Below are 13,340 nucleotides of genomic sequence, written 5' to 3'. Positions count from 1 at the left end.
AAACGGACAGTGAGGTTTACGGGTGATAGTATGTTTGTGTTATAATATAAAAAGCTATGGAGAATATTATCAATAATGAATTTCCAGAGTACACATCACCATTTGGTGAAGGAAGCATTTTCAACGATGAAGGATACGTAAATCATGTAAATTTTGAAAAATTGATCCCTGATATTAAAATGTATCATGGTACGATGATTCCTTATGACTACCGGATTTATGAAAGTAAAGTCACTGTTCCTGCAGGTGATCCTTTTCCGGGTAATTTTTTTCCACCGCATACCGAGTCAAAGGATGAAGGAGACACAATGGTTGACCAGGTTCTGGACGAGTTGAGATCTGTACTGATTCCGCCTGGAATTCCTAGTGATACTGAATATAAACAAGGAAAAGATCTTTTGTTTTTTGATGGTGTGCTGAACAAAAAACGGGGTTATATTAAAATAGACAGGAATCACATTGGTTTTGTATTTGAACTTGATCCTGGAAAAGGGATAATAAAGTTTCGTGATCATATTTATTATACCGACCCGGTTACGCAAAAGCGAAAAAATCAATGGGCTATTCAAATTGAAACCATGAATTTTGAAACTTATAGAGCATTGTGTAAAGCTGAAGGCTTGTATTTGTCGGCTTCATCTTTGGATAATATTCAAAGGCGTTATACGGATGCATTAAATAAAGCAAAAGATAAGCCAGGCACTATGGCCTGGCTGTATCACTGGATGCCCGACTTTGTTTTTAAAACAAGAGATAACGACAGTTTAATAAACGATCTAGCCACAATACTGCAAGGTTCAGTAAGAGAGCACGGATATAAATATATCAACGAAGAAGCCCTTGTTCTTAAAATTATTGGAGCTTTTGCTACTGGCAAAAAAGATGATCATGATTGCTTGCTGGGAGAATTCAGTACAAGATTGATTAATAAGAAAGTGATGTTCCAGATATTGTATGAAAAGATGAACGACTGGGCCGGACAACCAAATTTTACAGCTGCCATGCGGGTATTGTATCTTATCTGGAGCTACAGCAGTTATGCCAACCCTAATAATCATACCTATAACGGACAACCAGAAACGCTTGCCTACCAGCCAAAAAAAATACTTGGTTTTTATACTGACAATTATTCGTTTAAGTTTGATAAGCAAAGCATAATGGCTTATGAAAAAGTGACCGTCCACTACCGAACAGGTAATAGAGAAAATCCTGATGATTTCAGGGAAGAACTACAGTTCAGGGCAGCTTACAGTTTTTTCCAACCGGTTCAATTGCCTGAAATAGGTGAAGAAGGAGAGATGATACTGCCAGATACATTAATCCCGGCTTTTTATCTTAAAGCTTTTGCGGATAAGAATGTATGGCATGATTTTGAAAAAGCAACCTGGCTTGTATTGGATATTGTAACAACTTTTTCGGGCTTTGGCAACCTTTTAAAATTGCGTTACCTGGCCACCCTGCCTAAATGGGCGAGAATATTAAGGTTAAGCTTTGGTGTGGTGGAACTGGCAAGCGGTGTTATGAGCACCATGCTTAACTTTGTAAACAGTTGTGATGAAAAAGGAAGTTTTTGCTCTAAGCTTAAGAATTATCTTAATTGGTTAAATTTATGTGCCGGCGCCGCAGACATTGCCTTTACACTGGTGGAAAAGAAACTGTGGCAAACTGGAGGTGAGGCGCTGGAAGAACTTGGAAAAAAGGCTGATGCAACACTGAGTAAGGAAGAAAGAGAGATTAAGAAGCATTTGGAGGAGGTGGTTGGGATGGCTGAAAATATAAAAACAACTAAAAATGTTGAACAGTTTTTAGCAAGTGCAAAAAAATTAGAAAAAATAAAACCTGAAGAGGCGTTAAAATATTTAGATGAAGCACTTGAACATTTTAACTACGAAGTAATTGATAATGCAGTTGTACAAATTTCGGACAGAAATTGTATAAATGTGGTACAGAAAGTGGATGAATTTCTGGAGACAGGAAAAATTTCTAAAGCAATGCCTTCCAAGCCTCGAGATATTTTTGAGTTAGAGGAGATGTATGGTAAAACATTTTTAACCTACAAAATTCCTTCGTTACAGAATGTTATGAAAGAAGGTGAAAGGGGCATTATTTTTGGTAATAAAGGGATTAATGAAATAGGTCATGTTTTTAATGTGGTTAAGATAAAAGGCGAATTAAAATTTATAGATGGCCAAATCGGCAAAGCAGCAAATTTGAAAGCCGGATATGTAGAATTTAAATATTTCAAAACCAAATAAAATTATATAGTTATGCTTACAGAAAAAGAAATGGACGAAATTGCCGAAAAGTATATTGCCGATATGTTTGAAGGAACATCAAAGGAAGTAATACTTCTTCATGAATTCACTCTTAAAAAAAATTATGGGAACATATATGTTTATAACAACAAAAAATATATTGAAACCAAAGATTACAGATATGCTTTAGCAGGTAATGCGCCATTTCTGGTACAAAATGAAACAGGAAAGATTATTGAATTTGGAACTGCGCATTCGAAAGATTATTATATACAAGAGTACGAAGCAGACAGATGGTACCCAATTCGAAAGAGCTAATGTATGAGGTATAATTATTTAAGAAGAACCACCTACGGGTGGTTTTTTAATGCATTTGGATGAATCATATACCTATGCCAACAGACTTAGTAAAGGCAAATAATAAAGATTTTTTTTGAAAAGTACTACACCCAAACACTCATAAAAAAATCTCTGCAGAAGAGGATCTAATAATATTTATCAAACAAAAATTTCCTCTAAGCAAATAGCTTCTCTTACCGTCCAGTTTACTCTAAACTTCTCAACCGCCTTCCGGCGGTTTTTTTAATTTAAGCCATTTCTACCTCTCTCTCCACAAAATTGCCCATTGATACTTGTTCCTGCTCATTCCTTCCCATCGCTGCTCATAACTACCCAAAGCGGACAGTGACCCTCCTCCACCATAGTATGTTTGTGATGTAATAAGTAAATAACAATAAAACAATCATCATGAGACAGGTTAAAATTCAGCAGACAAAAAATTATGCTTCACCAGCTTCGGAAAAAGGTTATGCAACACTTGCCAGCCAACAAACGCAATACGTAAACACAGCCTGGAATTTTGCCTATTCTGCTTTATGGAATACGGTAAAATTTTCAATGAAAGAAATTGAGCTGGCCAAACAAAAGATCGCAGTTCACCTGCATTCAGAAAACCCCGAGAAAACATTGCTTGCTTTTTGCCAGCGTGTATTATTGGCAAGAGATTATATAACTAAAAATCCGGGCAGGTATATTCCGCTTCCTTCGGTATGGCTGGATGATAAAAATAAACTGGGTTTTTCGGGTACGCAGCAATGGTATGATAAAATTACTACTATCCGGAGGTCATTACCTGCTTATAAAACAGGCATCAAGGCGCTGGCTGAAGCTGTACTAGAAGTAAGTAAAGACCCATCACGGGGCAATTATGAATACTGGAGATCGTATTTCATTGAACGTAACACACCGGGATTGCTGAACCTTTTTCAGATAGCAACTGTGCAACAATTATATCAAAATTAAACCTTAAAAATATGCAAAGAAAGATCAACTATATCGTGGTGCATTGTACGGCAACCCCGGTTACTACAACAATAGAAAGCATTGAGCGGTACTGGAAAGAACAAAAAAACTGGAAGCAACCAGGCTATCATTATATCATCAAAAGAAATGGGGAGATCATCAACCTGCTTCCGGAAGACCAGGTGTCTAATGGGGTGAAAAATTTCAACCTGCATTCGGTACACATTTCTTATATCGGTGGTATTGATGATAATAACAATGCGCTTGATAACCGGACCACTGAACAAAAAATAGCATTGCTTAAAAAACTGGCTGAGTTAAAGCAACGATATCCGGCAGCCAAAATACAGGGGCATCGTGATTTTCCAAATGTAACAAAAGCCTGCCCGTCTTTTAATGTAAGAAGCTGGCTTAAAGAAGCGGGGCCGGAACTTTTAAACTGATTCAATCAATTCATTAAAAAAAACTTTATGAAAACATTTATTCAACAATTATTCAAAGACAAAAATGGCAATTTTAGCCTGAGGGAATTTGCAGTGGCTGCATTCATACTTGTTATCATAACCAGTTGGGTAGCCCAGCAGTTCTTCGGTCGTGTGATACCAGAGTATATGTTTTACACATTTGCTACTATGATTGGCACAGGATGTTTTGGCTATTCCATTGAAGAAAAAACAATCGCTCATAATTAAACTTTATACAATGAACATATCAAGAACAATATTTTTTTCTTTTTTAAGCATGATCACTGGTATTGCCCTTTGCATGCTATTCACCTGCAATGATAACAACAAAGATGTAAGAGTGATTCAGCCGGCTGAACTGGAAAAAAAAGCAGAACAGTCGGAACAGAATTTTCAGAAGGCAACGGATTCATTAACGAAGCGAACGAAATCATTGCATGCAGAATTGTTGTCAACTAATTTTTTACTCGATAAAAGCAAAAAGAAGAACGCATTGATAACATCACAATTAGTAAAGCTCTCAGGCAATGACTCTGCAAAAAAGGATACTACCCAATTTATTAAAGATTGTGATTCACTAAGGAACAATTTAAAGCTTTGGGTAGAAAGCAGTACAGAAAAAGATAGTCTGTTTGAGGCCGTTATTAATAACCAGCAAAGCCAATTGGTGCTTAAAGATGCTGCAACTGATTTACAAAACCAACGCTATAATAACCTCAATGATCTGTTCCGGCAAAGTTTGCTTCAGCAGGAACTATTGAGCGGGATCAATAAAAAAATGAAGCGGTCACTCAGGCGACAGCAGTTTAAAACTAAAATGGTTTCAGGCCTTTTAGTGATTGCTGCAGGTATTACAGCTCATTACCTCGTCAAGTAAAAAAATATAACTCTTTAACATGTTAATGCCTGTGATATCACAGGTACCGGATATCCATTTAATAATTTAAAAAAAACAACAAAATGAAAAAAATCACGAACACATTGTTCCGGTTTGCTACCATGCGAAGCCCGGAACTAATCTCGGATGAAAACAAACAAAAGAACTTTGTTTATCATCCCAACCCGGCCGCTGAAGGATACTTCCACAGCCTGGTGGCCAGTCCTATTGCGGATAAAGCTACCCGTGAGCAGGCGTGGAAAACATTAGCCAGCACCTTCGGTGCATTAGAATCACCTGAGGCTGTAAAAAGTTTTATTGGGCAAAATTTTTATGACTTTGCCAACTGGCTGGCAAAAAATGCCAGGGAAGTGAGCGATGGAACGCAAACTATTCCGGAGAATTTCTCAGGGGTTGCACAACTCAGCAACAGCCAGCTTGTCACCATCTGGGATAATTTATTTTACCAGCTTATTGCCAACAAATCTTCTTATGTAAGGGATTTGGTAATTAATGTACTCATTGCCAATCACTATGTAAAATCTGGCCCATCCGAAGGCAGAAATAAACTGGTATTGTCAAGAGTGGTGATTCCGCAGGAGTTTTATGGCACTGCATCGTTGCCGGCGACTGCAGCCCCGGTTACGCAACCAGTGTATACACGGGAATTGCAGGTACAGATAGATAGGGTAGTTGCAACAGAAAAAGTTGAACAGATATCCGTTCTTACTGAGGAATTGAAAAATGCACAGCAGGCATATAATCAAAAGACCAGCCTGCAATACGAGGCTGCAAGAAATGAGTATGACCTCGACTGTTCTTTCAGAAGAAGACAAAGCCAGGTGGACAATACAGCCGACCAAAAACCTGTTGATGTACCAGCTGTTGATGTACAGCCATTTTCGTTTATTCCTTCCAGTGAAATGAGTCAACAGGACGTATCTGCCCATTTATCGGCACAAAGCCTTTTACTGGCAGCAAAATTAAACCTGTTTGCACAACCTGATTTTAATGCAGCATTTGCATATTTAGCAGATGAATTGAAAAAACAAACCACGCTTTCTTTTGATGATGAAAAAGCATCCAGCCAGGTAGTAAAGATCAATAATGCACTATTGCCTGTTGGCCAGGTACTGCCTCTTCCAGGGCAGCAATACACTTACGTAATTCAGATGGTGCCTTTTACTGCTTCTTCTACCTACAAGATCGTTGTGGCTATCAACATGGGCTATCCCAATGCAGATGCTGTGTATGCAACTTATTCAGCTGCAACATCTAACGGTAATAATACCAACGGTACCTTTATTGATTCGGCATCTGGTAATTACATGATAGTGCAACTGTTTCCTAATGGTTTTTCAATTCCTGCAGGCACAGCTGCTTTTGGCCTTACCGGAGAAATAAGATTGGCCAATGGCGACATATTAACGTTCAATACGCAGGTTTCTGTAACTGCCGGCGCATCGGGAAGGATGACATTATCGGCCGCAACACCGGAACCCGGTACAAACGGAGATTATGTGCCGCTTGGCTTTGGTATCAAAAGGCTGGGTATTGCAGATTACAGGAAGGTGGAGCAAACTACCTGTTGCTATGTGCCCGGAGAAGTGAGCCATATTGAAAACATAATGGCCAAAGAATATAAAGAGAAAAGTACCCGACGCCTGAGAAGATCAGAGGAAACAATTACTACAGAAAAACAAACTGAGAAAGAACAACTGACTGATACAACCAGTACCGACAGGTATGAAATGAATCAACAGGCATCTGAAGTGATCAGTAAAGATTTTTCAACCAGCCTTAGTGCAAGTACTAATATGAAGATACCTTTTATGGGAGACACTTCATTGAACAGCAACTTCGCTTATCATACTTCTACTCAAAATTCCAATTCGCAGGCAGTAAGTCTTGCGAAAGATGTAACCGAAAGAGCGATGGAAAGGGTGGTGCAAAAGGTAAGAGAAGAGCGGATACTTAAAGTGATAGAAGAGTTTGAAGAACAAAACAAACACGGTTTTGATAATCGCAAGGGTACCAATCATGTAAGCGGCATATACCGTTGGGTTGATAAAATATACAACAACCAGGTGTATAATTATGGTAAGCGTTTGATGTATGAATTTATGGTGCCGCAACCAGCCGTATTTCATGCCGAAGCAATGAAAAATGTAGTGCAGGGTACAACCGTGCAGGTATTGCAAAAACCAATAGATCCACGTACTGCCGGATTACCAGACTACCGTAGCGTTAATGAGCCGCTGGCTGCCAAATGGGCTGCAGCATTTAACGCAGCAATTGAAAGCCCCGTTGAAGAATATATCACTATCAGCAAAGCCTATGAAATGAATACAACCGATGCACCCGGCTGGAATTTTACCGGTGCTAAATCCTTTAAAATGGATTTACCGGATGATTACGAAACCACTGGTGTGAGAGTGGGTGCCACATTTCATTTTCATCCCGACAAAGATGAATGGTCGCACACCAACATACGTGTGGGTGAGGCATGGTTTTCACTCTGGGCGTATAATAACCTTAACCAGGCGGTGTCTTTTGCAAATCCTGTTCGTAAAGAACTGGCTATATCTGCCGAAGTAAGGGATCTTGGTGGTTTAACCATCAATGTAATGGCCAATTGCCACCGTACCGCAGAAGCATATACGAAGTGGCAGGTGAGTACATTTGCCGCAATTATTAAGGCCTACGAAGATAAGCTGGCTGATTATAATGATGCAGTGGCCAGCGCACAAGTGGATGCAGGTAGTAAAGGAACCAATCCAGGCTTTTACCGTATCATTGAAAATACAGTATTGCGTAAAAACTGTATGACGTACCTGGTGGGTGATTACAACCTGGGGCAAAAGTTTTACAGCGGCAGTACAGTGGATACACTTTTGCCTGATATTACTGAAACAATGGATCGTTATGCCGCCCGTGCCAAATTTATGGAACAGGCTTTTGAATGGGAACTGCTGAGCTATAGCTTTTATCCGTTTTACTGGGGCAACAGGGCCGCATGGCAAAGTATGTACCAGGCTGATGTGGACGATCCTTTATTCCGTTCTTTTTTACAGGCTGGTCTTGCACGTGTAATCGTAACAGTGAGGCCAGGATTTGAAGAAGCTGTGATGCATTATATGGCCACCGGCCAGGTTTGGAATGGCGGCCAGGTGCCTGTGGTGGGGGATGAATTATATCTTTCCATTGTGGAAGAATTAAAGAACCCTGCCTACTATGTTGATGATACCTGGGAAACACGGGTGCCCACCACCCTTTCTGTTATACAGGCTGGCAGTATTGGCCTCAATACACAGGGCCTGCCTTGCGAATGCGGCGGCGATGACCAAAACAATATTGTGCAGTTACAAACCACAATGCTCGGCGAAAACGACCCGACGGGACCCGGTGGAGCTGGCTACCCTGTCTTTCCTGGAGAGCTCCCCATGGCGCCATCAGGAGTAGCGCCACTGGAATAATCATCACGTAAGTTGATGATCGCATAATAAAAGCGAAAGACTAAAAATGAACACCTACAGCGGCTACTTACATAAGTGGGTAGTCGCTGTTTTTAAAAGCAAAAAAAAATGTTATAATGAAAAAGATAAATAGTATACCCGTATACAGGAATACTAAAGCAAATAAAATAATGTTAAGCAGTCTGTTTCAACCAGCAAGCAGTACAACCTTTAGTTCAGTACAAACAAGTAAAAGCTTTGAAGATATATCTCGAAATATTTGGGATGAAATGCAATTGAACACGGCAAGTGTAGGCCAGCCGGCCAACCCTTGTGAAAGCGAACCCTTCAGTGATGAATTTTACACTGACGGTATTGATTTTATGAAACTGGTGAGTTATTTAAAAATGAATGGACTCGCAATTTTCGATTATAGAACATTTCAGGGGGCAGTTTCTTATTCTTCATCAGGTTCTGACCCATTTACAGGTGTACAAAGCAGCAATGTTTATGAAGTAATAGACAATATCCCTTATGAATATGTAGATTCAAATGGAAATACCCAAAAAGTAACTTTAACAGGTAAGCTGAATAAGAGAATATGCTATTTGGAACAGGCCAGTTATGGTCTTCAACATGGATGGTGGTTTACATTAGACCCTAAAAATAAAGTCTGCATCGGCGGATTGGAATATTACTACAAAAACACATTTGCATTAAGACAGGATGCATCTTATACGCCAGAAAAGGATGATTATTATTTAAACAATAAATACAAGGCTGTTGTAATTACATCAGCAGTTATTGACGACTATATTGCTGTTGTTTCAGAACTAGGCAATAAAAACTCAAACGTTGCGATAAAGAAACCCATCATAGATAAGTTTGCGCAATGCTTAAAAACTTGTACGGATATTAATCAATTAAAATTTTTGTATGATAGCATGCCAGAGTTTGTAGTTGATTACTTAAACAAAAATAATGATGTACCTGCCAACACACTTTGGGAACATGTTGTAAAACTTACCGAGTATGATGACACAGGCCTGTTAAGCATTTTTAAAGATGCAAGTGCAGCATTGATTAAAGTGTTAAGAGTATTGGGCAACGCAAAACTTTTGTATGAAAAATTTTCTGCAGATCAAAAATTTGTAAAAGCAATTTATAAGAGCCTGGATGGAAGCTCAGAAATAAACGGGCAAAAAGTAAGTAACCGCATCATCTTCAGCAACCTGGTTTATGCACTTTGTATGGTGAATGATACAAAAAATCTTACTGTTATTGATAAAATGTTTACGGTAGGTGGTAATTACAAACTTGACGGTAATGTAACCGGTGTTAACGAAGGGAACGATGAATTTTTTCTTCAGCAACTTATAGAAGTGCCGCCGGGCGGAATGGATGTGATGCCCGAAAAGTTTTGGGAAGATGTACCTGCCATTGAGGGCGACAAAGGCGCAATGTATAAACCGCTGGATATGGTGATGTTTACAGATATTTCAGGGAAAGAACAATTGTCCTTACTGGTACCTGCTATTTTTGTAAAAGCGCTGTCAGATGAAGCAGAATGGGATAACATATCCCAAAACATACGTATAGGGTTTGATGTATTGGCGGTTATAGCAGGTATTGTAACAGTAGCAACTACAGGTAATCCATTAGTATTTGCACTGTCAATGGCCGATATTGGGTTAGCCGTAACAGATATTACTGTACAAGCCTTTCGCAAAGAAATAGAGGAAATGGAAGGCGGGAAAGAATTTTTAGAAACGTGGGAAAAAATATACTTAGTGGGTACTTTAATTACCGCTGGCCCTGCATTAATAAATTCCTGCCTTAAGTTTGGCACAACACTGCTAAGAGCTGCAGAACTGGTTAAAAACTTTAAAGTAAAAGATTTTATAGTTGCCTGCTTTACCAGGATTGTATTTGAAAGAAACATAGCCAACTTTACCGGCAATACTGTAAAAAAAATTATCTTCAGTAACGAAGCCTTGTCAGGGTGGCCTGTAGCAGTAAACTTTGCAGCCGCTACCCGCCTGCAGGATAGTGGGGTATTATTTATAAAAGGGCTTGGGACCAATAATGAAATTGTAAGAATTGCCGCCATTTACAAAGGAGAAGCAATAGCAGCAGGAACTGCAAAAGAAGTTAGAAATGCTTTAAAAGAAATTTGGAGTGCAAAAGGAGCAGCATTAATTGAGAAGCTGGAAGCCATACTTAACAGGAGAAGAATAATAATAGTTGAAGATATAAGCAGGCTTGGCGAGGCAAGTAAAACAGGGGCCTGGGTAAGCTTTAAATTGATTGATGAGTTTGGTAATGCAATGGGGGAAATAATAAGAGCAAACGAAAAAGCATATAAATTAGTTTATAGACTGATACAGGATGGTGTAAAAATAGATTTAAAAAGTTCAGTTACATTATTTGATGAGACTACTATAACAGAAGATATAAAACATGCAATTAATAAAGGCGAACATTTATTATATGCTGATTTTAACTTGCCGCTTAAAATTAGTGAAAAAATGTCGGGTTTAGGAAGGTTAATGTTGAACGATGCATTGGCTTTCTTTAAGCAAAGCCCTAAATTTGGTAAAGTAGATGGTACTATTGAATTATGGACAACTCAAAAAATTTATGCCGATTATGGTGGTAGTTCTATTTTATTGCAACAATTTTGGAAAGCAAAAAATGCAGGATTGAGTAATGAAAAAGCGGCATTTGAAACTTTCTCCGGTAAATGGGCTAAAGAAAATGGATTTGGAAAAATAAGAATAAAGGATATTAACAAAGATATCGAAGAGGACGAAGTAATATTAAACTTTTTAAAATCAAAATGATGAATATAACATTTTATAATACATCCAGAAGGGATAAAACAGAAAAGGAATGGTTTGCAAACGTAGGCCAGGGGCTATACAAAGCAGCAGGGTCCCGCCATAAAGTAGATGATGAAGATTATTTAGCAATAATAACTAAGGTTATTCCCGATAAATTAAAACTGATTCCTTTTTGGGATATAGCGTTAACAACAATGGAATCAGAAAATTTGCTAAATGAATTTGGGACATACATAGAAATGCTGATTGCGAAAAGACCCAAAAAAATTGTTAGACAAAATGTTGCTATGTTTAGAGGTAAGGAGATCAAAATGCATAAAGATGAAGATCTGCATATTAAATGGGCAATTAAAACTTATACTCTTATAGAGAAATGTTTGCGGGAAAATAAACCAGTTTATTTGAGTATTGAAGAAGAGAGCAATTAGTTATTTGTTGTGTATGCTATATTGGGAATATACTCAGCATGTAAAATTGTCTTTTAGGGTTCGTATAGAAATATACGAACCTTTTTCTGTATCCGCAGGTGGCATCACATCCGTAGCTGCATCAATCTACGCCGCAGTCTTTTTTTACCAAATGGCGTATACTGTGTCCCGGTAGATATTTTTTCAAAATCAACTTAATGGGTATAGAGATATTTTGATGAATAGTAAAATGAAAGATGGACATATTGTGGAATTTCGTTTGCATCTTAAAGAAATGTATGAAGCTGCTGATGAAATTGGGCACGAGTTGTATAAAGAACATAGAAATATAGAAGCTTTATCAAAAACAAGAAATCTTACTATTGAGGAAAAAATCAAGATTTCTCAACTTAAAAAAAGAACAATTCAAACTTTACATCCAAGCTTGGAATAAAATTTCTTTAAAATAAATTAAAAATTATGTTAGAAAAAAAATATTATAAGTATGGTCTAAGACCTATAATTGAAGAAATAGAACCTGAGTTTTCTACTTTCTATGCCTTTCAATGGGAAACAGGGGACTTTAAGGAAGATATGACGTACGCCTCAAAAATTTGGTATGATCCTTCAGTAGACAGAGAAGACCTCACAGAAGAAGAATTCAATTCTTATGTTAGTAAACTCAAAAAAGAAAAAGGGTTTATATAACCTTATATCAGTTTAGAAATAAAAGTGTGTGAATATTCGCACACTTTTATTTTGACATGGTTACAAGTTTAACAACTATCCTAATCTTTAAACCTAGTTGAATGACGCATTGGCATTCTTTAAGCAAAGCCCTAAATTTGTTAAAGTAGACGGTACTATTGAATTATGGACAACTCACAACATTTATGCTGATTATGGCGGCAGCTCTGTTTTATTGCAACAATTTTGGAAAGCAAAAAATGCAGGATTGAGTAATGAAAAAGCGGCCTTTGAAACTTTCTCCGGTAAATGGGCTAAAGAAAATGGATTTGGAAAAATAAGAATAAATGATATTAAAAAAGATATCAAAGAGGACGAAGTAATATTAATCTTTTTAAAATCAAAATGATGAACATAACATTTTATAATACATCCAGCAGTGATAAAACAGAAAAGGAATGGTTTGCAAACGTAGGCCAGGGGCTATATTACAAAGCAGAAGGGTCCCGCCATAAAGTAGATGATGAAGATTATTTAGCAATAATAACTAAGGCTATTCCCGATAAATTAAAACTAATTCCTTTTCGGGATATAGCGTTAACAACACTGGAATCGGAAAATTTGCGTAACGAATTTGGGACATATATAGAAAAGCTGATTGCGGAAAGACCCAAAAAAATTGTAAGGCAAAACATTGCTATGTTTAGGGGTAAAAAGATTAAGATGCATAAAGATGAAGATCTGCATATTAAATGGGCAATTGGAACTTATACTCTTATAGAGGAATGTTTGCGGGAAAATAAACCTGTTTATTTGAGTATTGCAGAAGAGAGCAATTAGTTGTTTGTTGTGTATGCTATATTGGGAATATACTCAGCATGTAAAATTGTCTTTTAAGGTTTGTATATAAATATACGAACCTTTTTCTTTTATAATTTTAGCTCCGCCACCGAAGAGCTATTTGAAAAATTGGATTTACCCCGAAGAGTAAACTAATTCCGGGATTGAATTCGGTTTTGCCTACTGGTGAAAAATTGTACGAACTGTATT

At 37.7% G+C, this 13,340-nt stretch carries 13 protein-coding genes; all 13 read left to right on the top strand.

Annotated features, from left to right (window positions below; genetic code table 11):
- Nucleotides 1-56 precede the first annotated feature (56 nt).
- Nucleotides 57-2,255, top strand: coding sequence for a hypothetical protein (locus tag ACYVM0_RS17180; protein WP_460558929.1), 2,199 nt, complete (start codon nucleotides 57-59; stop codon nucleotides 2,253-2,255).
- Between the two features lie 12 nt (nucleotides 2,256-2,267).
- The gene (locus ACYVM0_RS17175; RefSeq protein WP_460558927.1) at nucleotides 2,268-2,573 is read left to right on the top strand and encodes a hypothetical protein; all 306 of its coding nucleotides are present in this window, start codon (nucleotides 2,268-2,270) and stop codon (nucleotides 2,571-2,573) included.
- Between the two features lie 429 nt (nucleotides 2,574-3,002).
- Nucleotides 3,003-3,557, top strand: a complete 555-nt coding sequence (locus tag ACYVM0_RS17170) for a hypothetical protein (RefSeq protein WP_460558925.1) — start codon at nucleotides 3,003-3,005, stop codon at nucleotides 3,555-3,557.
- Between the two features lie 11 nt (nucleotides 3,558-3,568).
- Nucleotides 3,569-4,000 (top strand): peptidoglycan recognition protein family protein, encoded by a 432-nt coding sequence (locus ACYVM0_RS17165; protein ID WP_460558923.1) that lies wholly within the window; start codon nucleotides 3,569-3,571, stop codon nucleotides 3,998-4,000.
- 27 nt (nucleotides 4,001-4,027) lie between these two features.
- The gene (locus ACYVM0_RS17160; RefSeq protein ID WP_460558921.1) at nucleotides 4,028-4,249 is read left to right on the top strand and encodes a hypothetical protein; all 222 of its coding nucleotides are present in this window, start codon (nucleotides 4,028-4,030) and stop codon (nucleotides 4,247-4,249) included.
- A 10-nt stretch (nucleotides 4,250-4,259) separates the two neighbouring features.
- Nucleotides 4,260-4,898 carry a hypothetical protein gene (locus ACYVM0_RS17155; RefSeq protein WP_460558919.1) on the top strand — a complete coding sequence of 213 codons (639 nt, stop codon included), beginning with the start codon at nucleotides 4,260-4,262 and terminating at the stop codon, nucleotides 4,896-4,898.
- Between the two features lie 83 nt (nucleotides 4,899-4,981).
- Nucleotides 4,982-8,374 (top strand): hypothetical protein, encoded by a 3,393-nt coding sequence (locus ACYVM0_RS17150; protein WP_460558917.1) that lies wholly within the window; start codon nucleotides 4,982-4,984, stop codon nucleotides 8,372-8,374.
- 116 nt (nucleotides 8,375-8,490) lie between these two features.
- The gene (locus tag ACYVM0_RS17145; RefSeq protein ID WP_460558915.1) at nucleotides 8,491-11,196 is read left to right on the top strand and encodes a hypothetical protein; all 2,706 of its coding nucleotides are present in this window, start codon (nucleotides 8,491-8,493) and stop codon (nucleotides 11,194-11,196) included.
- On the top strand, nucleotides 11,193-11,624 hold the full coding sequence (locus ACYVM0_RS17140; protein ID WP_460558913.1) for a hypothetical protein: 432 nt from the start codon (nucleotides 11,193-11,195) through the stop codon (nucleotides 11,622-11,624). Before ACYVM0_RS17145 ends, ACYVM0_RS17140 begins: the two co-directional genes overlap by 4 nt.
- A gap of 229 nt (nucleotides 11,625-11,853) precedes the next feature.
- On the top strand, nucleotides 11,854-12,057 hold the full coding sequence (locus ACYVM0_RS17135) for a hypothetical protein (RefSeq protein ID WP_460558911.1): 204 nt from the start codon (nucleotides 11,854-11,856) through the stop codon (nucleotides 12,055-12,057).
- Between the two features lie 26 nt (nucleotides 12,058-12,083).
- A complete protein-coding gene (locus tag ACYVM0_RS17130) occupies nucleotides 12,084-12,311 on the top strand; it encodes a hypothetical protein (protein ID WP_460558909.1) in 228 nt (75 codons plus the stop codon).
- A gap of 97 nt (nucleotides 12,312-12,408) precedes the next feature.
- Nucleotides 12,409-12,699: a hypothetical protein gene (locus ACYVM0_RS17125; protein WP_460558907.1), complete on the top strand. Its 291-nt coding sequence runs from the start codon at nucleotides 12,409-12,411 to the stop codon at nucleotides 12,697-12,699.
- Entirely contained in the window at nucleotides 12,696-13,130 is a 435-nt protein-coding gene (locus ACYVM0_RS17120) for a hypothetical protein (RefSeq protein WP_460558905.1), read from the top strand. The genes ACYVM0_RS17125 and ACYVM0_RS17120 overlap by 4 nt, the downstream gene beginning before the upstream one ends.
- The last annotated feature ends 210 nt before the right edge of the window (nucleotides 13,131-13,340 follow it).

Source organism: Ferruginibacter profundus (assembly GCF_054783275.1).
Note: the sequence above shows the minus strand (reverse complement) of the source record. Positions and strands in the feature narration are given on the sequence as shown.

Coding starts and splice junctions, on each gene's coding strand:
- ACYVM0_RS17180 (WP_460558929.1), top strand. CDS start 57: ATGGAGAATATTATCAATAATGAATTTCCAGAGTACACATCACCATTT.
- ACYVM0_RS17175 (WP_460558927.1), top strand. CDS start 2,268: ATGCTTACAGAAAAAGAAATGGACGAAATTGCCGAAAAGTATATTGCC.
- ACYVM0_RS17170 (WP_460558925.1), top strand. CDS start 3,003: ATGAGACAGGTTAAAATTCAGCAGACAAAAAATTATGCTTCACCAGCT.
- ACYVM0_RS17165 (WP_460558923.1), top strand. CDS start 3,569: ATGCAAAGAAAGATCAACTATATCGTGGTGCATTGTACGGCAACCCCG.
- ACYVM0_RS17160 (WP_460558921.1), top strand. CDS start 4,028: ATGAAAACATTTATTCAACAATTATTCAAAGACAAAAATGGCAATTTT.
- ACYVM0_RS17155 (WP_460558919.1), top strand. CDS start 4,260: ATGAACATATCAAGAACAATATTTTTTTCTTTTTTAAGCATGATCACT.
- ACYVM0_RS17150 (WP_460558917.1), top strand. CDS start 4,982: ATGAAAAAAATCACGAACACATTGTTCCGGTTTGCTACCATGCGAAGC.
- ACYVM0_RS17145 (WP_460558915.1), top strand. CDS start 8,491: ATGAAAAAGATAAATAGTATACCCGTATACAGGAATACTAAAGCAAAT.
- ACYVM0_RS17140 (WP_460558913.1), top strand. CDS start 11,193: ATGATGAATATAACATTTTATAATACATCCAGAAGGGATAAAACAGAA.
- ACYVM0_RS17135 (WP_460558911.1), top strand. CDS start 11,854: ATGAAAGATGGACATATTGTGGAATTTCGTTTGCATCTTAAAGAAATG.
- ACYVM0_RS17130 (WP_460558909.1), top strand. CDS start 12,084: ATGTTAGAAAAAAAATATTATAAGTATGGTCTAAGACCTATAATTGAA.
- ACYVM0_RS17120 (WP_460558905.1), top strand. CDS start 12,696: ATGATGAACATAACATTTTATAATACATCCAGCAGTGATAAAACAGAA.